Source organism: Thermostichus sp. MS-CIW-38 (genome assembly GCF_054058415.1).
Map to the genome: position 1 here is coordinate 1 of NZ_JBSSAH010000025.1, position 23,375 is coordinate 23,375.

General features: G+C 58.9%; 15 protein-coding genes and 1 tRNA gene. 5 read left to right on the top strand and 11 right to left on the bottom strand.

Features of this window, described 5'->3' with window-relative positions; translation table 11 throughout:
• Positions 1-104: 104 nt before the first annotated feature.
• The 7 genes from ACVWXZ_RS09415 to ACVWXZ_RS09445 all read right to left on the bottom strand — a co-directional run bounded on the left by ACVWXZ_RS09415 (position 105) and on the right by ACVWXZ_RS09445 (position 8,658).
• Entirely contained in the window at positions 105-1,268 is a 1,164-nt protein-coding gene (locus ACVWXZ_RS09415) for a pyridoxal-phosphate-dependent aminotransferase family protein (protein WP_414419384.1), read from the bottom strand.
• A gap of 34 nt (positions 1,269-1,302) precedes the next feature.
• A tRNA-Cys gene (locus ACVWXZ_RS09420) sits at positions 1,303-1,374 on the bottom strand.
• An 82-nt stretch (positions 1,375-1,456) separates the two neighbouring features.
• Entirely contained in the window at positions 1,457-2,638 is a 1,182-nt protein-coding gene (locus ACVWXZ_RS09425) for a CO2 hydration protein (protein ID WP_457404361.1), read from the bottom strand.
• A gap of 121 nt (positions 2,639-2,759) precedes the next feature.
• The gene (locus ACVWXZ_RS09430; RefSeq protein WP_457482439.1) at positions 2,760-3,914 is read right to left on the bottom strand and encodes an RNA-guided endonuclease InsQ/TnpB family protein; all 1,155 of its coding nucleotides are present in this window, start codon (positions 3,912-3,914) and stop codon (positions 2,760-2,762) included.
• A complete protein-coding gene (locus tag ACVWXZ_RS09435; RefSeq protein WP_457404013.1) occupies positions 3,911-5,476 on the bottom strand; it encodes an NADH-quinone oxidoreductase subunit M in 1,566 nt (521 codons plus the stop codon). The genes ACVWXZ_RS09430 and ACVWXZ_RS09435 overlap by 4 nt, the downstream gene beginning before the upstream one ends.
• Positions 5,477-5,488: 12 nt before the next feature.
• Entirely contained in the window at positions 5,489-7,342 is a 1,854-nt protein-coding gene (locus ACVWXZ_RS09440) for an NAD(P)H-quinone oxidoreductase subunit F (RefSeq protein WP_457404014.1), read from the bottom strand.
• 98 nt (positions 7,343-7,440) lie between these two features.
• Positions 7,441-8,658, bottom strand: a complete 1,218-nt coding sequence (locus ACVWXZ_RS09445; RefSeq protein WP_457404032.1) for a lipid-A-disaccharide synthase-related protein — start codon at positions 8,656-8,658, stop codon at positions 7,441-7,443.
• Between the two features lie 101 nt (positions 8,659-8,759).
• Here ACVWXZ_RS09445 and ACVWXZ_RS09450 point away from each other — a divergent pair, with 101 nt between their 5' ends.
• The 3 genes from ACVWXZ_RS09450 (at position 8,760) to ACVWXZ_RS09460 (ending at position 12,004) form a co-directional block, all read left to right on the top strand.
• Complete coding sequence (locus tag ACVWXZ_RS09450; RefSeq protein ID WP_457404015.1) at positions 8,760-9,095, top strand: hypothetical protein; 336 nt, start codon at positions 8,760-8,762, stop codon at positions 9,093-9,095.
• 119 nt (positions 9,096-9,214) lie between these two features.
• Positions 9,215-10,261, top strand: a complete 1,047-nt coding sequence (locus ACVWXZ_RS09455; protein ID WP_414350712.1) for a thiamine phosphate synthase — start codon at positions 9,215-9,217, stop codon at positions 10,259-10,261.
• 219 nt (positions 10,262-10,480) lie between these two features.
• Entirely contained in the window at positions 10,481-12,004 is a 1,524-nt protein-coding gene (locus tag ACVWXZ_RS09460) for an AAA family ATPase (protein ID WP_414421703.1), read from the top strand.
• 3 nt (positions 12,005-12,007) lie between these two features.
• Here ACVWXZ_RS09460 and ACVWXZ_RS09465 read toward each other — a convergent pair whose 3' ends face one another.
• The 4 genes from ACVWXZ_RS09465 to ACVWXZ_RS09480 form a co-directional block, all read right to left on the bottom strand.
• Entirely contained in the window at positions 12,008-12,970 is a 963-nt protein-coding gene (locus tag ACVWXZ_RS09465; RefSeq protein ID WP_457482440.1) for a J domain-containing protein, read from the bottom strand.
• Positions 12,971-13,172: 202 nt separating this feature from the next.
• Positions 13,173-14,705, bottom strand: a complete 1,533-nt coding sequence (locus ACVWXZ_RS09470) for a leucyl aminopeptidase (protein WP_414356823.1) — start codon at positions 14,703-14,705, stop codon at positions 13,173-13,175.
• 81 nt (positions 14,706-14,786) lie between these two features.
• Positions 14,787-16,112, bottom strand: a complete 1,326-nt coding sequence (locus ACVWXZ_RS09475; RefSeq protein WP_457385735.1) for an FIST signal transduction protein — start codon at positions 16,110-16,112, stop codon at positions 14,787-14,789.
• Positions 16,113-16,204: 92 nt separating this feature from the next.
• Positions 16,205-17,914: a LysM peptidoglycan-binding domain-containing protein gene (locus ACVWXZ_RS09480; protein ID WP_457385734.1), complete on the bottom strand. Its 1,710-nt coding sequence runs from the start codon at positions 17,912-17,914 to the stop codon at positions 16,205-16,207.
• Between the two features lie 340 nt (positions 17,915-18,254).
• Here ACVWXZ_RS09480 and cysS point away from each other — a divergent pair, with 340 nt between their 5' ends.
• Together cysS and ACVWXZ_RS09490 are read left to right on the top strand one after the other, a co-directional pair.
• A complete protein-coding gene (cysS, locus tag ACVWXZ_RS09485; RefSeq protein WP_457439345.1) occupies positions 18,255-19,838 on the top strand; it encodes a cysteine--tRNA ligase in 1,584 nt (527 codons plus the stop codon).
• Positions 19,839-19,990: 152 nt separating this feature from the next.
• A complete protein-coding gene (locus ACVWXZ_RS09490; RefSeq protein ID WP_457482449.1) occupies positions 19,991-22,654 on the top strand; it encodes a TIGR03960 family B12-binding radical SAM protein in 2,664 nt (887 codons plus the stop codon).
• Positions 22,655-23,375 lie beyond the last annotated feature (721 nt).

A 23,375-nucleotide genomic window follows, 5' to 3' on the forward strand; every position in this document is an offset into this window, starting at 1 on the left:
ACTTGGCTCATAAGTCCATTGTACTTCATCAAAGCGCATTCCTCCCGGCACTGACCCTACGGGTACAGTGCGGGGCTCCTGCGATTTCTAGCTGAGCTGGGGGCTCAGAAGCCGTGGGCCAATACTTCCTCGGCGGCGCGAGTTCCCGCCCCTGGGGTGAAGTCGCTGTAGCCCACGGTGTGTAAAGCTGACTCCAGAGCAGCCAAGGTCATCAGCACATCGCGGTCGCTGATAAAGCCCAAATGGCCAATGCGGAAGATTTTGCCCTTGAGGTGGTCTTGTCCAGCGGCAAGGGCGATGTCGAAGTGTTTCTTCAAGGTGCTGCGGATGGTGTCAGCGTTGATCCCTTCGGGAGCGAGTACAGCTGTTACCGAAGGACTGGCCGCTGACTCTGGATCAACCAAGAGCTTTAGCCCCAGAGCCTTGACGCCAGCACGGGTGGCCTGGGCCAGCTTGGCATGACGCCGGTAGATGGCTTCCAACCCTTCTGCGCGCATCATGCGCAGGGTAACCTGCAGGGCGTAAAACAGGTTCACCGCCGGTGTAAAGGGAGTGGTGCCTTGGCGCAGGGCCTTTTGCGCCAGCTTAAAGCTCCAGTAGTACTTGGGAAACCTAGAGCGCTCCGTAGCGGCCATGGCCCGCGGGCTGACGGCCACAAATCCCAGCCCTGGTGGGATCATATAGCCCTTCTGGGATCCCGAGGCCACCACATCCAAGCCCCATTCGTCCATTAACACCGGCATTGCCCCCACGCTGGTGACCCCATCCACCAGGACGAGGGCTTCCCCGTGCTCGCGGGCAGCAGCAGCAATGGCTTGGACATCGTTGGCTACGCCGCTGGAAGTCTCCGAGTGGGTGAGGATGACGGCTTTGATGGTTTTTTCCCGGTCGGCAGCCAGCTTTTCTTGGAAGATCTCGACGGGGTAAGGGATCCCCCAGGGGGTTTCCACCCGCTCACACTGAAGGCCAAACTGCTCGGACATTTCCGCCCAGCGCTCCCCAAACTTGCCGTTCACCCCCACCAAAACCCGATCCCCAGGGCTGAGGGTGTTGAGGATCCCGGCTTCCATGGCACCAGTGCCACTGGCGGAAAAGACAAACACATCGGAGGTGGTTTGGTGCAGCCAGCGCAACCCATCGGTGACCTCTTCCAAAATGGCGGTGAACTCTTTGCTGCGGTGCTCGATGGGCCCCCGTGCCATCGCCAGCAGAGCACTCTCGGGAACGGGAGTGGGGCCGGGGATCATCAATATCAGCTTGTCTTTCATGCTTGCCCTGCTTGGGATGCAAGTAAGGTTTAAAAGGTGGCGGCCAGATTCGAACTGGCGCATAGAGGTTTTGCAGACCTCTGCCTTACCACTTGGCTACGCCACCCCATTGCTCAACTGGGCGCAGATATTGTATCCGAAAAGGGGATCCCCCTTCCAGTAACCAAAAGTAGCAGTTCCCAGCTCAGCTAGGCCTCAACCCTTTCTTCCTGCACCTTTAACAGACGGGATCCCAGCAGGCGCTGCAGCCAAGGAGCCAGAAACTTGCGGTTGGCCAACTGCTGCTGGGGATCCTGAGTTTCCAGAGGGAAGGGGGCAAGAGCCCGCAGGGCGGCAGTGGTAACACAGAACATGGCCTTTTGGAAGCTAAGGCAGATTTTCACCCGCAGGTCATCATCCCCGCGAGGCTGGCGGCGGTAGTGCTCTCGCAAGTAGGGGGGCAGGTGGCGCATCATATCCTGCATCAACAGGGTAGGCGGGATCCCAGCGCTACCTACCGGCAGCGGATCGGCGTAGAGGGCGCCGTAGGCAAAGTCAGCCTGCTCAGCCGGGATCTGGTGGGCCTGGGCGTTGTAGGAAACCGTGCCCATAAAGGGAAAGGAGCGGAAAAACACCGCTTCCACATAGGGGATAGCCGTATCTGATAGGAAAGTCAGACCCGCCGAGAGAGGGATGATCTCGTAGCGGCGGCCCCAGATGCAGGGAGCGTAGGTGATAGGCTTGTCGGCAGCTGCCACCAACCCCTGCTGGATGTGAGCCACCACGTCGGGAATGGTGAGGTGGGGTTCTGTCTCAGAGCGCTTGGCCAGCGCCAGGAAAATATCGCTCATCACCCGCCAAAACTGGCCCAAGCCGCTGTACATAGCCAGCATGCGCACCTGTTCTAGAGCAAAGTCGGGAAACAAGATCCCCAAGCCCTGCAAGAAGGGATTGAAGCGGATTTTGGCCCGGATGGCTCTCTTGGCCCGCTCGACAAATTCAGGGGTATCCAGGTAGCGGTCTAGCCCCCCTCCCCCATGCCAGAGCATAGCCTTCATGCAGTATTCGGCAAACTCGTAGTTGATGCGGTCATGCCACAGGTAGCGCAGCCATTTGCCCAGGGTAATCTCGCCGTTGAAATACTTGAACGCCGGGAAGAGCTCCAAAAATTGGTGGTCGGCAATAAAGATCAAATTGCGCGAATAGGCATCCAGCACCTCGCCGTAGCTATGCAGGATGCCAATGACCTCTAGGCGATTGGCAGGGGCATCCAGCACAAGGGCTCCCCCTGCCTCTAGGCGCTGGACAATAGGAGCCAGTTGCAGTTGCTCCAGAGGAGATAAGCCGGCCAGAAAGAAGCAGGAAGGAGCAGGAGCAAGAGTGGCAGTCATGGGAGCAAAAGAAACTCCGTCGATCTCATCAAATCATCAAAAGTCTCATCAAATCATCAAAAGGAAGACAACCCAAAGTAAACTACCCGACCCTGACTGCTTCGCAGTACGGGGCGGGCTTTCAGCAGCCCTGCAGTTGGCAAGCCAACCACGAACCTCTAGGCTGGTTTACGGCAGCCCCCAAAAGCGCAATCACCTTCGCACCGTTAAAATCCGCATCCCCTTCCCAACCGCAGTGCCCGCATTTGAACTGCTTACCCTTGCGATAGGATTGAGCGGAGTCGGGATGAATATGCAGGCACTTGTGGCAGATCTGCGAGGTATAGGCCGCAGGGACAGCTACCACTTTGACACCCGCCCTCACAGCCTTGTATTCGATAAACCGCCGCAGCTGGTAGAACGCCCAGCTATTGCTACGCCGCCGCTCCTCACGACTGCGGGGGTGTTGATTGGTGCGTTCTCGAATGCCGCTCAAGTCCTCAATCCCAATGCAGGCAGAAAGAGATTGAGCTGCTTTAACGATGCGCTTAGCGATACTGTGGTTCACCCAAGCTTGAAAGCGTCTCTCTTTGCCAGACAGCCGTTGCAGCAGTTGACGGCATCGCCGCCTGCAACTGCGGGTGCCCTTACTGGCCTTGCCCTGAAGAGACGCTCTTAACCGACAGTAGTGATCTCGGACTTTGTTCAGCTGCTGTCCATTCCAGTTGTCTCCTTCAGAGGTATGTGCAATGTCTCGCCGTCCCAGGTCAACACCAATCACCTTGTCGGTGTTCTGTTGCTTGGGGGGCTCTGCCTCGACACAAATCTGGATGGAGTAGGAGCCGTCCTTCCGCTGGACTAGGGTGGCCGATTTGGGGTTAGAGCCAGCCAGCATTCCCCTCTGGTAGTTGCCAATGGCTAGCTCAAAGCGTTCTCTTCCATCAACCGTGGCAAGCGACACTGTCCAGTCTTTCTCGCGAAACGAGAAGATACGTGCATCGTAGGTAACGAACCTACGCTTGAACTCTTTAACTGGACGGTTGCGCTGTCTCGCCGCTTTGCGAGCGCCTGCCACCCGTCTGCAGACCTGCTGGGCCAGATTACTGGACAAGCCAAACCGAGCGCGAATCTGGTAATAGCAAAGGGATTGGAGTTTGACTGCGTTGACTACTTTTTCTGGTGTGTTTTGGTTGACCCAGTTCAACGCCTGCACAAAGGCATCCATTGTCGCGTCCAATTTGGCGGCCTGGGACTGGGACACCTTGAGCTTGCAGGAGACGGTCAGGACTTGGGTCATGGTTCTATCATAACTTCCGCATTCCTCCCGACACTGACCCTACGGGTACAGTGCGGGGCTCCTGCGATTTCTAGCTGAAAGGCAGTGACCAGTCCTGCAACACCAGCTAGGTTAGCCTTGGCCAAGGCCAAGGTGGTGGACTCCACCCAGCGGGTTGCCCAGCTAGGCTGCAGGCCCAGTAACACCACCAGCGTTGCCAAAACAACAGCAGGCAGGCGCTCTTCAGTGGCGTGGCGTTGCATGGCTATGGCCACTTGCGAGAGGCGCCCAAAAAAGACACGGTTCACCATCAGCAGAAAATAGGCCGCCGTCAATCCCGTCCCCACCATGCACAGGAGCGTTTGCAGGGGAAAGACGGCAAAGCTGCCCCGAAAGAGGGTGAACTCAGCTATAAAGCCCACCATGCCCGGTGTGCCGCCACTGGCCATCACCCCTAGCACCATCAAGCTGCCAATAAGCGGTAAGCCCCGCTCCGGGTTGAGCAATCCCCGCAGCAGCTTGAGATCCCGTGTGCCGGTGTTGGCATAGACGGCTCCCACCAGAAGAAACAGCAGCGAGGAGATGAGGCCATGGCTGACCATCTGAAAGATGGATCCCACTAGGGAGAGGGGAGTGGCTGCTGCTACAGCCAAGAGGATGTAGCCCATGTGGGCAATGGAGCTGTAGGCCACCAGCTTTTTCATATCCTGCTGCACCAAGGCGTTCAGGGATCCATAGAGCACGTTAACCACCGCCCAACCGGCCAGCCAAGGCCCGGCTTGATCCCAGGCATCCGGCAAGAGCTGCAGGCCAAAGCGCACCAGGCCGTAGGTGCCCAACTTCAAAAGCAAACCCGCCAGCAACACGGAAATGGGAGTGGAAGCCTCCACATGCGCATCTGGCAGCCAAGTGTGGAAGGGAACCAAGGGGATCTTGATGGCCAGCCCCAGCAGAATGGGAATAAGCAACAGGGTTTGTTGCACCAGGGGCAAGGGGTGAGCCTGCAGGACGGTGTAGGTAAAGCTGTGGGCATCGCTCAGCCAACTGAGGCCGAAAAAGCCAATCAAGAGGAGGATCCCCGACAGAGCGGTGTAAACCAAAAACTTGGTGGCGGCATAGGTGCGGCGCGGCCCTCCCCAGATGGCGATGAGCAAATACAGGGGGATCAGCTCGACTTCGTAGAACAGGAAAAACAGCAGCAAATTCCGAGCCAAAAAAGCTCCGGCCACCGCTGCCGCCAGCATAAGCACCAAGCTGTAGTAGAGGCGGGGCCGCTCCACCTGGCCGCTGGCCCAAATGGCCATCAGCACCAGCAGCCCGGTCATCACCACCAAAGGCAGAGAGATCCCATCCACTCCCACCTCATAAACCAAGCCCAACTGGGGGATCCAGGCCATCCTTTCCGCCAATTGCAGGGATCCAAGGTGGGGGTCAAAGATCAGCAACAGCCCCGCGCTCAGGCCAAACAAAACCCACCCAAACCCCAAGGCCAAAGCCCGGTGCAAGCCCTTCCCCGCCTGCTCGGGAATCAACCCAATCAAGATGCTCCCCAACAACGGGATCCCAATCAAAAGGCTCAACATGGCTCTCTCCCATCAATAGGCCAACCCCAAATGGGGCGAACGCAGTAGCCAAGCTGTAACCAACACCATCCCGATGACAATCACCAGCACATAGAGTTGCATCCGCCCCGACAGGGTGTACTTGAGGGCTTCGCCGCTGAAGAAAAAGGCCAGGCTCACCCCGTTCACCAAGCCGTCCACTCCGTTGCGATCCAGCCACTCCAATCCGCGGGAGAGGGCGCTGACCGGTTGCACCACCAGGGCTTGGTAGAGGTGCCCCGTGTAAAAGTCGTGGGCCAGCAGATCCTGCAACTCCGGCCAGGGCAGATATACCCTCCGTTGGTCCCCCCAGTACAGCCAGCCGCCAATGGCTGCCCCCACCAGCCCAGCAGCCGTCAGCAGAGCCGCCATCCACCTCAGCTGCGGGTTCCAGTCGGGATAGAGCCCCCAGCGCCCCAACAGCCAGGGCATGAGCAAGGTTTGCACCGTCAGGATGCCCATGGGCAGAGCCATCAACCAGCCCACCTCAGGGGCCCGGCGGGTTTTGGGTTGCGGGGATCCCAAAAAGACCAGGCCAAACACCCGCGCCAGGTTGAGAGCCGTCAGCCCATTCACCAGCAGCAGCACCCCCACCAGGGCCGGCTGCACCCCGCTGTAGACCAGCGCCAGGCGGGTCAGCGTCCAAAAGCACCCTAGGGGCAGCAGAGCCACCATCCCCAGGGATCCCACGGCAAAAGCGGCCACCGTGGCCGGCATGCGGCTGCGCAACCCTCCCAATTCCGTCAGGTTTTGGGTAGCGGTGGTGTAGATGAGGGATCCCACCCCCATAAACAGCAGCGCCTTAGCCAAGCCGTGCATGAGCAGCAGCTCCAGGGCCAGCTCCGGCTGCTGCATTCCCACTGCCACAAACACCAACCCCAAGTAGGCACTCGTGGAGTAGGAGAAGGTGCGTTTGATATCGATTTGCGCCAAGGCCACCAGGGATCCGCCCAGGGCTGTGATCGTGCCGATGGCCACCAAGACCCCATTCGTAATCGGCGACAGGGCCAGTAGCGGTTGCAGCTTAATCAGCACAAAAGCCCCGCAGGCCACCACTGCCGAATTGCGCAAAATCGAAGCCGGGTTGGGCGCTTCCATCGCCTCATCCAGCCACAGGTGCAGCGGAAACTGGGCGCATTTCCCCAAAGGCCCTGCAATCAAAGCCAACCCCATCAAAGCCGCCCAAGCCGGATCCAAGCTAGTCGTAGCCGCCCAGTCCCGCAGGTCGGAAAACGTCAAGGCCCCGGAAAAGTTGGAAACCGCCACCACCCCCATCAGCAGCAGCAGATCTCCTACCCGCTTGGTTAAAAACGCATCCCGCGCCGCCGTCACCACCAGAGGCTGGGCGTACCAAAAGCCCACCAGCAAATAGGTGGAAAGGGTGAGCATCTCCAGCAGGGCATAGCTGAAAAACAGCGAGTCGCTGAGGGCGATCCCTGTCATTCCCCCCTCGAAAAAGCCCATTAGAGCGGCAAAGCGACCCAGGCCCCAGTCCTTATCCAAATACCCCAGCGCATAGATCTGGGCCAGCAGGCTCAAACCGCTGATCCAGACGACGGCCCCCATTGTCAGAGGCGAGATCTCCAAAGACAGAGTCAAATCCAAATCGGCCACCCGAAACCAGAGGTAGTTCAAGATCTGGGGATCCCGACCCCAAACCTGCCGCAACAGCCAAAGGCCATGGGCAAAGGCGGCAAAAGTCAGAAGGATGTTGAGGTAAGCTGCCGGACGCGGGCCACTGCGCTTGACCCACCCCGTTGCCCAGGGAATGGCCAAAGCTGTTCCCGCCCACCCATAGCAAGGGATCCACCAACTGCTCTCCAACCCCAAAAGAAGGTTCAAGGCCATCAAATACTTAAAAACGGAAAACTAAACTTAACAGCAATAAGTCGGGCCTTTTAACGACCTGCTCCCCATTTCACAATATATTTCACAATGTGTCTGGCTCACAATTTGTCTGGCTCGAACGGTTCCAAAACCGGGCCGGATGGCTTGAGCCAATCTCGAAGTTGAGCGGCAATGCGCCGGGCGGCCCCTGGGGATCCCATGCGGCGGCGTCCATGGGCCTGCAACTCAGCCGCGTAGTTGGGATCGGCGGCCAGGCGTTCCAGAATCCGGCCAACCACGGCGGGAGCCTGCTCCACTGAGGTCAGGTGGACGGCGGATCCCAAAAGACGAGTCTGTGCTTCGGCAAAGCGCGGGGTAAACTGCGGTCCCTCTCCCGGCAGGGTCACCACCGGTTTTCCCAAGCCCACACATTGCTCGGTAGCCGTTCCCGCCATGGCCAGCACCACTGTTGCTCGTTGGGCACAGGCCCCGAAGTCCCCCCAAACCAGAAGTACATCGCTGCGCTGAGATGGGATCCGAGCCTGAAGCGGGTCTCGCTCCAGGTTGGGGCTGAGGGCAGCATAGACTTGCAGCTCCTTTGGGAGCCGCTCCACCACCTGCATCATCAGAGCCCAGTTGCGATAGGCTTCCGGCGGACGGGATCCGGGCAAGAGCAGCAAGGCCGGTCGGTGGGGATCCAAAGGCAATGTCCCGCGTGGCTCTAGGCCATCCATCATCGGGTTGCCCAGGTAGAAGGCCCTCAGGCCCCGTTTTTGCAAAGCTGTAGTCGTCAGCTCATCCCGCAAAAAAGAACCCAGGCAGCGTCGGTGGGCCATCAGCCAGCGCTCCCAGGGCAGGTAATCGGAAATCGGCTGCCCAAAAGGGATCCAGGGGCGTCGGTAGGGCCCCCGTTCATCTCGCCAGTAATAGTCCGACTTGGCCGTGCCCACAAAGACGTAGGGGATCCCACTCCACCATGCCATCAGCAAGGGCACAATATCCCCCACGGCCAGCACCAGGTTCCTCTGGGCTGCTGCCCGCCGAACCAACGCCAATTGCCGCCCCGTCAGCCCCAGCAAACCGGCCCGCAAATCCCGCCACAACTGCCGCCAATCCTGATAAATAAACCCCCCCGACGGCATCACCTGGGCAATGGGCAGCAGGGGGATCCCTTGGCGTTGGTAGGCTGTCCCTTCTCCCACAATCGGCAAGGCTTGCACCGGGATCCCCAGTTGGACTAGGGCAACAGCAAGGCGACTGCCCACCTCATCTTCCCCGTGTCCATTGCTCAGACACAGCACCTGCGGTGGATTCGTTGGATTCCATTGGGTTTCCACAGCTTGCCGTAGGCGCAATCTGGGCTGAATCAAGAGGGATCCCCCAGCTCACCAGAAATCTCCTCATAGAATAGAGCCAATCCAAGAGGGGAACCCGGGAGATGATCCGAAATGAGCGACAACGAGCCGAGCTTATTGCAGCGGTAGAAGCCCTTCAGCTGGAAGGCCCCTACTTTATAGAAGAGCGCCTCACCCGCCATCGCGGCCCTTTCTTGCGGGCAGTGAAAGATGTGCCTGTAGGGGGAACTTGGTGGGAGATCCGCTATTTTCCCGCCTGCGAGCGCTATGCTTGGGCCTACTTGCCGGAAGGGGCCGGCCCACGGGCCTTCGCCTGGGGACACACGCCGCAGCAAGCCTTTCTTAGCGCCTTATGGCATCACCCTCTTTCTCCTCAGGGCCAAGGACAGCCTCAGGGAAACCATTCCGATTTACAGTGATTTACAGTGAATTGACTACTCTCCACCCTACTGACTTGCTTCCGGCTAAGGGTAGGACGGGGCTTTAGGCGCATTTTTTTGGTAAAAATTAAGCAACTCTCTTCCCACGTATAGGGAACATGAAACCCCAGGCCGTCGCCCGTATTCTGGATGCCAACCTCGATCGAGCTCGTGAAGGACTACGGGTATTGGAAGAATGGTTTCGTTTCGGCCTGGAAGAGGGAGAGCTCTCTGCCGAATGCAAGGCCATGCGCCAAGCCCTAGCCCGCTGGCACAGCGATCCCCTGCGTTTGGCCCGCGATACCCCCGCCGATCCAGGCACCCAGATCTCCCACCCCCAAGAGGAGCAACGGCGGGATCTCCGCCACCTCTTGCAAGCCAATTGCAGCCGTGTGCAAGAAGCCCTGCGGGTGTTAGAAGAATACGGCAAGTTGGCCGAATCCCACCACTGGGTGGCCCCTGGCCTGGCCAAGCTGGCCAAAGACATGCGCTATCGGCTCTACGTCTTGGAAAGTGAACTGCTGGGCGGATCCCTGCGGCAGCGTCTCCTGGCAGCCCATCTTTATTTGGTGACCAGCCCTGTGCCCCACTGGCTAGAGGTGGTGGAAAAATCCCTGCGGGGTGGGGTGACCCTGGTGCAATATCGCCGCAAAAACCTCCCCGACGGCGAGATGCTGCGGGATCTCAAACAGCTGCGGCAGCTGTGCGACCGCTACCAGGCGCTGATGATCGTCAACGACCGGGTGGACTTGGCTCTGGTCAGCCAGGCTGATGGGGTTCACCTGGGCCAGACGGATCTGCCGGTCGCCCAAGCTCGGCACCTCCTGGGATCCCAGCGGCTCATTGGCCTGTCCACCACCAACGCCGAAGAGCTGGCCCAAGCCCTGAACAGCGACGTGGACTACATTGGCGTCGGCCCCGTTTACCCCACCCCCACCAAAGCGGAGAAACCCCCTGCCGGCCTGGAGTACGTGCGCCTGGCTGCCGAGAAAGCCCACCTGCCCTGGTTTGCCATCGGCGGCATCGATCCCCACAACCTGCCCGAGGTGCGTCGAGCTGGGGCCACCCGTGTAGCTGTGGTGCGGGCTTTGATGGAAGCTGCCGATCCCACCCAGACAGCCCGCACCATGCTGGCCGAACTGCAAGGGATCCCTGCCCTATCCTAAAGATCAACCGTGAAGCTCAACCGTGAGCATTTTGCTGCTTATTGGCTGTTCCAATCCAAATGGTTTCTGAACAAGTGAGAGGAAGATGAAGTAAGGATGTTCTAAACTCCAGAGGCGATGACAGAAGCCGCAAGAAAAACAAATCCAGACAGCAGGGATCCTGCCCTGGTCGAGATCCCGGCGGAGCTGCAAGCAGGGCTGGTGACAGAGCTGGATTTGATGATCCGGGCCCGCTACCCCCTGGTTTACTTGGTCTCTCCAGAAGAAGAGCCTGCCGATGCCGTGCTAACCCAAGTAGCCAGACGGACAGACCCACCGCGGCAATTGTTGTTCTGGGACTTGGTGCGGGGCTGGCAAGATACAGGCGAGGATCGGGGCTCCATCATGGCGGCACTGGGGCGGGTGTGGCGCTCTGCCCCCAACGAGGACACTCTCTTTGTGCTGCGGGATCTGCACTTTGTGTTGCGCAACGCCACCAGCGACAAAAACGCTCCCATCATCCGGGAGCTGAAAAACCTCAGCCGCGAGCTAAAACGCACCCGCAAGATGCTGATCCTGCTCAGCCACACCCTGGAAGTGCCCAGCGACCTGGCAGAGGAGGTCACCGTCGTCGATATTCCCTTGCCCAATAGCGAAGAGATCAGCCGCCTCATCCAGCTCTACGTGGCCCCAGATAAACTCAAGCTCACCCCTCTGGCCCGCGAGCAACTGGTCAAAGCTTGTCAGGGACTGAGCCGAGAACGTATCCGCCGCGTTTTGGCCCGCGCTTTGGCCGCCAAGCAGGAGGTCAATGAAGCCGATATCGACCTGGTGCTGGAGGAGAAAAAGCAGGCCATCCGCCAAACCGGCATCCTGGAGTTTTTCACCGCCCGCGAGACCCTCAAAAGCGTGGGGGGCCTGGATAACCTCAAGGCCTGGGTGCGAGTGCGGCAAGAAGCCTTTACCGAAGAGGCGCGTCGCTATGGCCTGCCCAACCCCAAAGGCGTGCTGCTGGTCGGGATCCAGGGCACCGGCAAATCCCTCTCCGCCAAGACCATCGCCAATGAGTGGCGGTTGCCCCTGCTGAGGTTGGATGCTGGGCGTCTGTTTGCCGGCATCGTTGGCGAGTCGGAAAGCCGGGTGCGGCAGATGATCCAACTGGCAGAGGCGATGGCCCCCTGCGTGCTTTGGATCGACGAGATCGACAAAGCCTTTGGCAACATCACCAGCAGTGCCGATGGAGATTCTGGTACCAGCCGCCGGGTGTTTGGCAGCCTGATTACCTGGATGCAGGAGAAAACCAGCCCTGTTTTCATTGTGGCCACCGCCAACAACGTGCCGCTGCTGCCGCCGGAGCTTTTGCGCAAGGGCCGCTTTGACGAGATTTTCTTCTTGAACCTGCCCACCCAGGCTGAGCGCAAAGAGATCTTCCGGGTGCATTTGCAGCGGTTGCGCCCCAGCCGCCTGCGGGAGTTCGACCTGGAAGCCTTGGCAGCCACAGCTCAGGACTTCAGCGGGGCCGAGATCGAGCAAGCCATCGTAGATGCCATGTACAACGCCTTTGGGGGCAGTGGCAGCAGCACTCGGCGGGACTTTACCCAAGAAGATATCCTGCAGGCCATCCGCGAAACCGTGCCTTTGGCCTCGATTGCCCGCGACCAAATCGAGAGTCTTAAGTGCTGGGCTGCTCAAGCGGGCGCGAGAACGGCCTCTCAAGATGCCCAGGTGCTGCAGGAAATGAAGCAATGTTTTGCCTCTTCTTGAGATTCAGAATGGGTGAAATCCACCTCCCAGCCCAAATAAGGCGGCTAGTATGCCAATACCCACAGCAACTCCAGCCGCTATCTTCAAGTTTTCTTTTAGGCTTTCAGCATCTGCCCTTTCCTTTATTGCGGTTAGCAGAAATAGCTGATCCTCTTCACTAAGCCCACTTATAAAATCCGGGGATATAGATTCGATAGGGACGGTTTTAAAATGATCGATCCTGCTTCTACAGTAGAGCTGAAGCTGGGAAAGCTCCGAGTCTCTGTCTTTCTCCATCTGGGCTATTGCTGATGTTGCCTCTCCTTGGAGCTTTTTAGCCCTTTCTACTTGATCCTTACTGTATTTGGAGTCAAGGACTGCTGACCAGCCAGCAAGAAATGAAAAGAGAATAAGTATGACACCAACAAGCTCCCAGCCAATCGAGAGAGCCAAAACACCGAGCAAGAGAAAGGTCAAACAAGATTGTATGTTGTCGTCCTTCGTAATAAATCTGTAGTCAATTCTGGCATCTTCCTCCCTTACTCCAATAGCGATTAAGTTCTTCTTGAGTTCAGACTTAACTTGCTCTATTTTCTGGTTATAGTTAGCCTCGATATTTTTCTTGCGACGTTCTATCTCTTCTGCAGCTTCCTTTATCTTGTCGAAGTCAAAGGGCCAAGGGTTGCCGTCTTGGGTGCTGTAGCTGCGTTCCGCTTTCAAGTCTTGGCCATGCCCGCTCCCTTTCGTGGACGAAGTCTGGGAAAGTCTTTGGGAGTCATAGGCTTTTCGCTTCACAGGATCGCTCAGTATCGAGTACGCCTCCTGAATAGACTTAAACTTTTCCTCAATGTACTGCCGCGCTTTAACAGGCGTATCTGGGTGAAGTTTATCGGGATGGTATTCTTTGGCAAGCCGCCTATAGCTCTCTTTAATTTCTTCTAAAGTTGCATTGGGCTGTAATTCCAGCTCGCGGTAAAGGTCTTTCATGGGAGGATCCCGCGCAGGGGGCCTTGTGCCGGCTACTTTAATGCAGGGATCCTATTCTCAGAGGGGAAGCCTTGCAAAGTGCTACTCAATACCTAGACTCTTTTTTAAGCCTATTTTAGGGATCGGACAGCTCCAGCCAAGCAGCCCTTGGCTCCTCCCTCAGTAGATGCTTTTTCAAGGCCCAACGTCCAGAAAGGCGGGGTTATGAGCAAGCTGCTGCGGCTTGCCGCGCCAAGACCCACTCCACCAGGGTGCGCACCCCATAACCGGTGGCCCCTTTGTTGTTGTAGCCTGCATCCTTCTCTGTCCAAACGGGGCCTGCTATATCCAGGTGGGCCCAAGGGGTTTTCTCCACAAACTGCTTCAGGAACAGGGCAGCGGTGATGGATCCCCCTGAGCGGGGGCCGGTGTTTTTCATGTCGGCCACAATGGAGCTGAGACCCTCGAAGTAGCCTTCTTCCAGCGGCAGGCGCCAGATTTTTTCGCCGGAAAGATTGGCAGCCTGCTGTAGCTCCTGGGCCAGCGTCTCATCTGGGGTGAACAAGCCGGCAATTTCTTCCCCCAGAGCAATCACACAAGCACCGGTCAGGGTAGCCAGATCGAGGATGGCATCAACGCCCAGCTTTTCCGCAAACACCAGGGCATCTGCCAAGGTGAGGCGGCCTTCTGCATCGGTGTTGTTGACCTCAATGGTCTTCTGGTTAGAAGCGGTGAGGATATCCCCTGGGTGGATGGCATGGCCGCTGATCATGTTTTCCGTGGCAGCAACGATGAAGTGCAGCTCCACTTGCGGCTTGAGGGCGGCTAGGGCCCGTGCAGCTCCCAAAACTGCCGCTGCTCCCCCCATGTCGGTTTTCATCATGGCGATGCTGCGGGAGTCGGTTTTGATGTTCAACCCACCGGAATCGAAGGTCAGCCCCTTGCCCACCAGGGCCAATTTGGTAACGGGATCCCCTTGTGGCGGCTTGTAGGTGAGGTGAATGAACTGGGGCGGCAGATCAGAGGCTTTGGCCACACCCAAAAAAGCCCCCATCCCCAGAGCTTCGCATTCTTCCTGTCCCAGAATCTCCACCTCTAGACCATATTCCTGGGCCAGTTGGCGGGCGGTATCGGCCAGGGCAAGAGGAGTCACAATGTTGGCGGGGGCAGCCACCAATTCCCGAGCCAAGATGGTTCCTGCCGCCATCTCAATGGCCCGCTGCAGCGCGACTTCGTAATCGGGGCGAGCCTGGGCCAACCCCGGCACCAAGAGAGTTACTTCCTGCACAGAAAAGCTGTTTTCCTCTTCCCCTTTGGCTGAAGATTTAAACCGATTGTCCCGGTGCGCCACCAGTAGGCAGGCTTCGGCCACCGCCTGAACCCCACGCACCCGATCCAACCCCGTCTCCGGCAAAGACAGCATCACCTGCTTGGCTTTTAAGCTGTGAGCCTGGCGCAGGCCGTTGGCTGTGGCCCGTCGTAGGGCTTCTAGCGTTAGGGCCGCGGGATCCCCTAGCCCCACCAACACCAGTTTGCGGATCTCTCCTGTCAGGCGCAGGGCAACACTGCTATTCGGCTTCCCCTGAAACCCCTGCTCCTGAACGGTTTCCGCCACCAGCCCTGACCACGCCTTTTCATCCCAAGAGGCGATCTCAGGGGGCAGAGGAAAGCGGCCATTCCCGCCGGAAGCGGCAAAGCAATAGACCAGGGCACATTCCCCTTGAGTGAGTGGCGGCTCGCTAAGATGAAGCTGCATGAGAAATCCTTGACCAAGCTGTTGACAGCAGATCCTCAGTTTATCTAATTTTGCCGGCTCTTAGGGCAAGGGATCCCCCCTCTAGTGGGCGGGCCGGAAGATCCCGAAGCAGGAAGTGTAGCCGTGTAAAAAGGTGGATCCCCCAACGGGGCCGATCTCACCATTGCAAAAGAACCCCCCCAAGGGCAGCTCTCCAAGCAATTCCCGAAACCGTTGCGAGTCAAAATCGGGAGTGCCGTACAGGCCCTTGCCTCGCCCCAAACAGGAGAACATCAACGCCCCACAAGGCTCCGGCCTCGGTTGAGAGGGGCTTTGCCTCAAGTTGCGCTCGGCACAATAGCGGCTGAGGGCCCAACGCAGATCTTCTGCCGAAGTCTGGGCATCCCGCAGATGAAATTGCACCGTCTGGCCAGGGCGCACCTGATCCCCGATGGCCAGCGCCCCCACGCGCGGATCAACGCCCAAGATTACGCGAATGAGGAAATCTCCCGGCGTCGGCTCCGACTTGAACTCATCCATCAGCAGGCCGATGAAGAGAGAGTGGCGGGCCAATCGCTGATCCACGGGACTGAGCCGCTCTGCCAAGTCCTGCAAAACCGCTAGAGGAGGGCGACCCTCCAAGCCAAGAATCACATTCCCCTCTGCTTCCGTCACCCGCAAGGGATCCCCAATGGGGCGACACCCCTGGGCCACCACTGCATCCAGCACCACATTGCCGTAGAGCGCTAGCCCCACTGTGCCCTCTCGATACAGCTCCCGCCGAGGTGTGGAGGTACGCGCATCCAGCAAAAACAGAGCATTGCCCCGAGGGCCGCGGCCCCCACTGGCCAATCCCCCCACTTTGACGGATCCCGGATAGGCGAAATCCAACCCCTGCAGCAACTCTGAGATGCCAGAGGAAAATCCATCGGCCAAGAGCAGAAAATGAGGCTTGCTCTGCGGCGAAACCCCAACACAATCGACCCAGGCAGAAGGAGCCGCATCCAAGTCTGGCAATTGGTTCCCCCGCAGATGAAAAGGATGCAGCACCACCTCCGGCATGACCGCCAAAGACAAGGAGAGAGCCGGGCCATCCTCAATTTCATGCCCGCCACCCACAATGCCACCCCCGGAGCAGCCGATCAAAACGTCCACCTCCAGCAGCCCCGACAGCAATGGCAACACCCGGATGTATTCGCTGGCAAAGGCCGCCGACACAAACAAAACCCCCAGGTTGGGCCGCAGAGGCTGAGAGGGAACATACCCTGTCAGCAGCCCCGGCAAGCTGCCGGATCCCACCGTCTGCACCTGCCGACTCAAGGCACTTTTCAGCTGGGCCGCCTGAAGCTTGGCCTTGGCTTCCTCCACCACCTGCCGCAGAGCCGCTTCTAGGGAAGGGAGCTGGGAGAGCGCGTTCACCCACTGCATCGGCGTGTTCCTACGGTCTGGAGTTTGCTGTTTTTAGGCTAGCAATTTATGGCCAGGCTGGCTGTTCTGTGTAGTCTCGCTTTGGGACAGGATCAGGGCAGATAGGGCCGGGGATCCACAGGCGCGCCCCCGCCGGGGCGGACTTCAAAGTGCAGATGCGGCCCTGTGCTCCAGCCAGTGCTGCCGCGGCTCATGATTGTCTGCCCCTGCTGCACGTACTGGCCTGTGGAAACGTAAATCTGATGGCCGTGGGCATAGCGAGTAACAATTCCGTTGGGATGGCGGATATCCACCCGATTGCCGTAGCCATCCCCGCCATTCCCCGCGAAGATCACCACTCCCTCCTGAACGGCTACAATGGGGGATCCCACGGGGCCAGGAATATCTACCCCTGCATGAAGGCGACCGCGACGGTAGCCAAAGCCAGAGGTGATTTGCCCGGAGACCGGCCAGATAAACCCACTGCTGCGGGCCTGAGGAGGAGCTGGAGGGGGCGCTGGCGGCGCTGGCCGAGCTTGTGGCTGGCTCTGAGCTCGTCGGGCAGGAGCTGGGGTGGGCTGCGTACCCGGCGCCGGAATCGTAAGGCGTTGGCCAATGCGCAGCCAGTGGGGATTGCGCAAGTTGTTGGCTTGAATAATGGATCGCTGAGTTACCCCATAGCGGGCGGCGATCCGTTCGATGGTGTCACCGGCTCCAACTGTGTGGGTCAGGGATCCACCGGCCAAGAGGGCCTGCCGTTCTTGTTCCATTTGCTGGGCCCGGCGTTGCTGCTCCGCCTGTAATCGAGCTTGGGCTTCGGCTTGGCGTTGGGCTTCCTCCTCTTGCTGGCGGCGCTCTTCCTCTTCGCGAGCTTTCTGGGCAGCGATCATCTCCTTCTGACGCTGGATCAACTCGCCCACATCGCCGGGGATGAGCAGGCGTTGGCCAATGCGCAGATATTCCGGGCGATCCAGAGGAGTCGCTTCGATAATCCGCTGCTGGGGAACTCGGTAGCGGTTGGCAATGTCCTCCAGTGTGTCTCCCTGCTTGACGGTGTAGATCAATCCCGGCTGGCTGGGGATGAGGAGAACTTGCCCCGGCTTCAGCTCAGTACTGGCCTGAATACCATTGGAGACGGTGATGGCAGCCGCGTCGAGCTGATACATCTGGGTCAGTTGCCAGAGGGTTTCCCCCGGCTGAATTTCATGCTCCAGAATGCCTCTGGGCCCTTCTCCTGTCGGGATTCGCCCTTCTGCGAAGGCTTGGCGCAGCTGCTCCTTTTTCCGCTCGTAGTTTTGCTGCAGAGCGCCAGATAGCGTATGCACAGAGGGTGGGATCGGCTCTACCGCCGGAGACAGGGGGCGATTCAACTGTCGCTGCTGTAGGGTAGCGACTCCGGCCAAGCCCAGCATCAGCAAAAGACCAGTGGCCCAAGCCGGATATCCCCGACGCGCAGGAGCAGAATCCCCCGGCTCTGGATGGGCTGTCTCAGGCTCGGTTGGGCACCTGGGGGTGGCCGGCAGCTGCTCTTCCCCAGCTTCTGCGCAGGGATCCGCCTCCAGCTTCAGAAGCCATACCAGGCCCGTTAAGCTGAGAGAGAGGGCCAAACCAACCCATCTTGGCTTCGACCGCCCAGAGAGAGGGGCTGGAGCCCACTCCAGAAGATAGGCTTCCTCGGCAGATGAATCCGCAGAAGTCCAGGACTGTTCTGAAGGGATCCCTGCCGAGCCCTTTGGGGGTGGGGGGGAAAGGGTGCTCACGGCAGCACCGCGGAAATCCAGCTCCCCGTTTTGGGGATTGGGGAAAGTGGGTTTTAAAGGCATCCTCACACCAACAGGCTGACACTAGAGTGCAAGAGAAGAAGATGTCAAAATGAGGGGCATAAGCCCCTTGGCACCGAGCACCCCAGGGGTGACTCAAGCCGGGGTGGAGCTCGCTAATGAACAGGCTGGCTCGCACTCAGGTTAGAGTACCGTAGTTAACAAATCTAGACAAGTCTTGGCAGGTAATTTCAGCCACAATGCTTGCCTCACAATGGTTCCAGCCCTTGGCTCGTTGAGATTTTGTCGAGCCTCATCCGATTCAAGACAAAGTGCGCCATCGTCTTTTTTTGGAAGACAAAGCCTGTTTTGCTGTAGCTGAAACTACAAACTAGGGATACCCATGGATTTGGTTGTCTATAACACATTGACTCGCCGCAAGGAAGTGTTTCAGCCGCTGGCAGCAGGTGGATCTCAATCCGTTTCCGTCGGCAATTCCCAGGGATCTGCAGCTCCAGTTGCGGAGGAGAAGCCCCTGGTGCGGATGTATGTCTGTGGTGTAACGGTTTACGACCTCTGCCACCTCGGCCATGCGCGTACCTACGTGGTTTGGGACACGGTGCGTCGCTACTTGGAGTGGCGCGGCTACCGAGTGAAGTATGTGCAGAATTTTACCGATGTGGACGACAAGATCCTCAAGCGGGCGTTGGAACGTGGCGAATCCATGCAAGCGGTGGCGGAGCGCTTCATCGCCGAATATTTCCAGGACATGGATCGCCTGAACATCAAGCGGGCCGATCTCTACCCGAGGGCAACGCAATCGCTGCAAGCCATGTTCCAGTTGATCCAATCTCTGGAACTCAAAGGCTTTGCCTACCGGGTACGGGATCCGATTCGACACCAGACCGACCCGTCTTCCCTCTTGCAAGCGGGACACCAGCCAGAGACCACCGCCTCTGTTCAGTACTCTGTTTACTACTCTGTCCGCAAGTTCCCGGATTACGGCCAGCTATCCGGTCGAAAACTGGAGGAGATGGAGGCGGGAGCCAGTGGCCGGGTAGGAGAAGAAGGAGCCGACAAACAGGATCCCTTCGACTTTGCCCTTTGGAAAGCGGCCCCCCCTTCTGAGCCGGGGTTTGCCTCCCCTTGGGGTTGGGGGCGACCGGGCTGGCACATCGAATGTTCCGCCATGGTGCGGGAGACCCTGGGAGATCACATCGACATTCACGCCGGCGGGGCAGATTTGATTTTCCCCCACCACGAAAATGAGCTGGCCCAATCGGAGCCAATCACCGGCAAGCCGATGGCCAAGTACTGGATGCACAACGGTTTTCTCAACATCAACGGCGAGAAAATGTCCAAATCTTTGGGCAACTTCACCACCCTGCGACAGGCCCTCGCCGTCTATCACCCCATGGCCTTGCGGCTGTTTCTGTTGCAGACCCACTACCGTAGCCCCATAGATCTCACCGAGGCAGCCATGCAGGCGGCTAGCCGTGGCTGGGAAACCCTCCAGAAAGGGATCCACTGTGCCCAGCACTTCTGCAAAGAAGAAAAGGGATCCCCTGATGCTGAGGCCATGCAAGCCTTTCAAGCTGCTATGGACGATGATTTTGGCACCCCTGAAGCGCTGGCTATCGCTTTTGAATTGGCCAAAGAACTCACCCGCGAACACAACCTGTTCACCCATCAAGGCCAAACCCATCTGGAGCCCCAGGCCCTCAAACAAAAAAGCGCTGCCTTGCTGGAGATTTTGGCTACTTTGGGATTCTGTTGGCCCTCATTCTCTGAATTCGAGGGATCCAAAGAAGCAGCTACAAATGGGGAACTTAACTTTAAAAAAATCGAGGAGCTGATCGCGCAGCGCTCGGCAGCCCGCAAGGCCAAAAACTTTGCCGAAGCCGATCGCATTCGGGATCAGTTGAAAGCCTTCGGCATCACCCTCATCGATCAAAAAGATGGCACCACCCGTTGGCTGCGAGAATAGGGGTTGAGGAGCATTCCTCGGGCTCATTCAAAATGGATGTGGCTGTAACCTAGGGGCTCAGAGGGGCAAAGTGCTTCTCCCTTCGTTTGGGTTGCTGGAAAAGTTCGGCTAGAGTCAGATCAGTGACTGTGTCAACGTCTCGGCGGATCCCCATGCTCTCTCTGGCTGCAACTGAACCGCATCTGAGTCCCATCGATCTGGATCGCCTGCTTACCCCTGAGATTCAGCGGCCAGCCCGCTACTTGGGCAAAGAGTTCGGTGCCGTCCACCGTCCTTGGGATTCGGCGCGGGTGCGTTGGGTGCTGAGCTATCCAGAGCTGTACGAGGTGGGAGCTTCCAACCTAGGCCACCTCATCCTTTACAACATCCTCAACGCCCAGCCGGATCAACTGTGTGACCGCACCTACTTGCCAGGCCCGGATCTGGCGGCCCGCCTGCGGCAGTTGGGGATCCCGCTGTTTGCCGTGGAATCCCGCCGCCCTCTGCGCGCCTTTCACATCATTGGCTTCAGCCTGGCTTACGAGCTGGGGGGCACCAACATTCTGGAGATGCTGGATCTGGCCGGGATCCCGCTCAGGTGGTCGGAACGGCAACCCTTCACCCCGGAAGAGTGCCCTCTGATCTTTGCCGGCGGGCCAACCGCCACCTCCAACCCGGAGCCCTTTGCCGACTTTTTCGATTTCTTCGTCTTCGGAGATGGGGAAGAGGTGCTGCCGGAAATTGGCCAAGTGCTGGCCGGATCCCTGTCCAAGCCCCGCCGAGAGGTCTTGCTGGAGCTGGCCCAGGTGCCGGGGGTGTACGTGCCCCAGTTTTACGAAGGGATCCCGCCTCGACCCATCGTGCCTGGGGTGCCGGAGCGCATCCGCCGTCGGGTGGCCCTGCCTCAACCCCAATACTCCGTCGGCCTGGTGCCTTTGGTGGAAACCGTCCACGACCGCCTGGTGATGGAAGTGCGGCGGGGCTGCACACGGGGCTGCCGATTTTGCCAGCCGGGAATGCTTACCCGCCCAGCGCGGGATGTGGATCCGGAAGCAGTGGTGGAGGCTGTGGTGCAGGGCTTGCGGAGAACAGGTTACAACGAATTTTCCCTCTCTTCTCTCAGTTGCTCCGACTACCTTTCCCTGCCGGCGGTGGGAGCGGAGCTGCACAACCGTCTCCTCAGAGAACACATTGCCCTTTCCCTGCCCAGCCAGCGGGTGGATCGCTTTGATGAGCAAATTGCCGCCATCATGAAGGGATCCCGCCGCTCCGGCCTCACCTTTGCCCCCGAAGCTGGCACCCAAAGGCTGCGGGACATCATCAACAAGGGCCTTACTGATGCCGACTTGATTCGCGGCATTCGCACCGCTGCCCAAGAGGGCTGGGACAAAATCAAGCTCTATTTCATGATTGGCCTGCCCGGCGAGACCGACGCCGACGTGATTGGGATCGCCCGCACCGTCGAGATGCTGCAGCGAGAATGTGCAGCCCTGGGTCGCAAGCGGGTGGAGTTTACCCTCACCCTCTCCAACTTCACCCCCAAGCCCCACACCCCCTTCCAGTGGCACCGGGTGGACTACGCCGACGTGCAGCGCAAGCAAACCCTGCTGCAGAAAGAGCTGCGGCGGCTGCGGGGCGTCAAAGCCCACTTCACCGACATCCGCTTCAGCATCCTGGAAGACTTCATCGGCAAAGGGGATCGTTCCCTAGGCCGCATGATCGAGCGGGCTTGGCGGGCCGGTGCCGGCATGGATGCCTGGTGGGAAAGCATCGACACCGCCTATGCTGCCTGGGTGAGGGCCTACTGCGGCGAAGAGGTGGATCCTGCCGCCGATCCGGTCGCCCTCTGCGCCCATCTCCCCATCCGGGAATTGGGCCTGGAGGATCCCTTGCCCTGGGATCACATCGATACCGGCATCGACAAAAAATGGCTGCAAAAAGACTACCGCCGCGCCCTGGAAGCCCTCACCGTGGAAGACTGCTCCTTCGAGGGCTGCTCCGCCTGCGGCATCTGCGGCCCCGGCTTCGGCCACAACATCGTCATTCCCCCTCCGCCCGTCCCGCCCCTGCAGAGCAAACCCACCCCCACCCCGGATCCCCTGGAGCCGGAGCCACCTGCCCAGCGTTTCCGCATCACCTACGGCAAAACCGGGGATCTGCGCTGGCTGGGCCACCTGGATCTCATGCGCCTGTGGGAACGGGCCTGTCGGCGAGCGGGGTTACCTCTGGCCTTCAGCGGCGGCTACCACCCCATGCCCCGCCTGGCCAACGCCAACGCTCTGCCCATCGGCCAGGAAGGCTATGGCGAAATCCTGGATCTGGAGCTGCTGGATCGGCCTGAAGGTCCTCTGACGCCTGAGAAACTGCGCGCCCTTCTGAGCGAACAGCTGCCCCCGGAGATCCCCATCCAAGCCGTCCAAGAAATTAGCCTTCGGGATCCCTCGGCCACCGCAGCCGTTTACGCCGCCGAATATCAGCTCACGGTGAGCTGCGAGTTGCCCAAAGCCATTTGCGTCAGCGGGATGGAGTCCTCTTGGCCCGCCTGGGTTACCCAGATTCTGGATGCGCAGGAAATCTGGATTGAAAAAACCTCTAAGTCCGGCAACTCCTCTCCCTTCAATGCCCGCGCCCTGCTGTACTACCTAGAGTTTCAGGGCTTGACCCCTGAGGGCAGTGCCCGCCTCCTTTACCGGGGCAGTTGCCGCAACGACGGCGCCTACCTGAGGCCCACCCATCTGGTTCAAATGGCCGAGTCATTGGGGTTGCCCCGCTGGACACTACAGACGGCAAAGCGGCTGCGCCTGTTGTGGGAGAACCCCCTAGCCAATCCAGATTGAGCACTTCCTCTGGGAGCAACCCAAGGGCTAAGGGTCTGTCTGGGCTGAGGGATCCCACAAGCGCTATAATGCTGCTATTGCTGGCTCCTGCCGCTGTGGGGCTCGCCAAGCATCAACTTGACCAAGGGCGGGGTGAGCAGCAGGCAAAAGCTGGGCCGGATTTTGGAATGGAGACACTCTTAACTCAGTACCCAGGGCAGGTAACAGGCGTGATGGGGTCGAGTCGATAGGTGCAACAGAAAAGTGTACCTCTTCGACCTAGCCCAGATCTAACCAGAAAATTTTACCCTGAGAAGGTGCTTCTTTCCGCGCGCAAACCCTGTCTTGTTGTGGACTATCGCTACGCGACGCTTTCGCGAACAGGCTGGGCCGCACAACTGGGGTTCTGCAATGGGCCAGCGTTCGATCTCCCGAGGCGGAGCCGTCTTGCTCCCTGAGCCTATCGATTGAGCCCATCCATGAATCTCCATGCAAACCTCACCGAATCCATTCATCCCATCCGATGAGTTTTCCTTCCAATCAGCAGAAGCCCCCCGCTGTACCCACCAGAGCCAGCATTGGGTAGTTCACATGCACTTAAACTCACCTCACCCATTGGAGAGGAAACAAAGCCAAGCGTCAAAGTAGAGCTGAGGGTAATGGACAGCCCCATGATGAGTCAATCCTGGTCAAAGAAACTTAAGCGGATCCCAGCAAAAGGACAACACCTCGCCAGAATGAG

What these genes read in the sequence shown, in the direction of transcription:
- ACVWXZ_RS09415 (WP_414419384.1), bottom strand. Translation starts at nt 1,268, where the DNA reads ATGAAAGACAAGCTGATATTGATGATCCCCGGCCCCACTCCCGTTCCC.
- ACVWXZ_RS09425 (WP_457404361.1), bottom strand. Translation starts at nt 2,638, where the DNA reads ATGACTGCCACTCTTGCTCCTGCTCCTTCCTGCTTCTTTCTGGCCGGC.
- ACVWXZ_RS09430 (WP_457482439.1), bottom strand. Translation starts at nt 3,914, where the DNA reads ATGACCCAAGTCCTGACCGTCTCCTGCAAGCTCAAGGTGTCCCAGTCC.
- ACVWXZ_RS09435 (WP_457404013.1), bottom strand. Translation starts at nt 5,476, where the DNA reads ATGTTGAGCCTTTTGATTGGGATCCCGTTGTTGGGGAGCATCTTGATT.
- ACVWXZ_RS09440 (WP_457404014.1), bottom strand. Translation starts at nt 7,342, where the DNA reads ATGGCCTTGAACCTTCTTTTGGGGTTGGAGAGCAGTTGGTGGATCCCT.
- ACVWXZ_RS09450 (WP_457404015.1), top strand. Translation starts at nt 8,760, where the DNA reads ATGATCCGAAATGAGCGACAACGAGCCGAGCTTATTGCAGCGGTAGAA.
- ACVWXZ_RS09455 (WP_414350712.1), top strand. Translation starts at nt 9,215, where the DNA reads ATGAAACCCCAGGCCGTCGCCCGTATTCTGGATGCCAACCTCGATCGA.
- ACVWXZ_RS09460 (WP_414421703.1), top strand. Translation starts at nt 10,481, where the DNA reads ATGATCCGGGCCCGCTACCCCCTGGTTTACTTGGTCTCTCCAGAAGAA.
- ACVWXZ_RS09465 (WP_457482440.1), bottom strand. Translation starts at nt 12,970, where the DNA reads ATGAAAGACCTTTACCGCGAGCTGGAATTACAGCCCAATGCAACTTTA.
- ACVWXZ_RS09470 (WP_414356823.1), bottom strand. Translation starts at nt 14,705, where the DNA reads ATGCAGCTTCATCTTAGCGAGCCGCCACTCACTCAAGGGGAATGTGCC.
- ACVWXZ_RS09475 (WP_457385735.1), bottom strand. Translation starts at nt 16,112, where the DNA reads ATGCAGTGGGTGAACGCGCTCTCCCAGCTCCCTTCCCTAGAAGCGGCT.
- ACVWXZ_RS09480 (WP_457385734.1), bottom strand. Translation starts at nt 17,914, where the DNA reads ATGCCTTTAAAACCCACTTTCCCCAATCCCCAAAACGGGGAGCTGGAT.
- cysS (WP_457439345.1), top strand. Translation starts at nt 18,255, where the DNA reads ATGGATTTGGTTGTCTATAACACATTGACTCGCCGCAAGGAAGTGTTT.
- ACVWXZ_RS09490 (WP_457482449.1), top strand. Translation starts at nt 19,991, where the DNA reads ATGCTCTCTCTGGCTGCAACTGAACCGCATCTGAGTCCCATCGATCTG.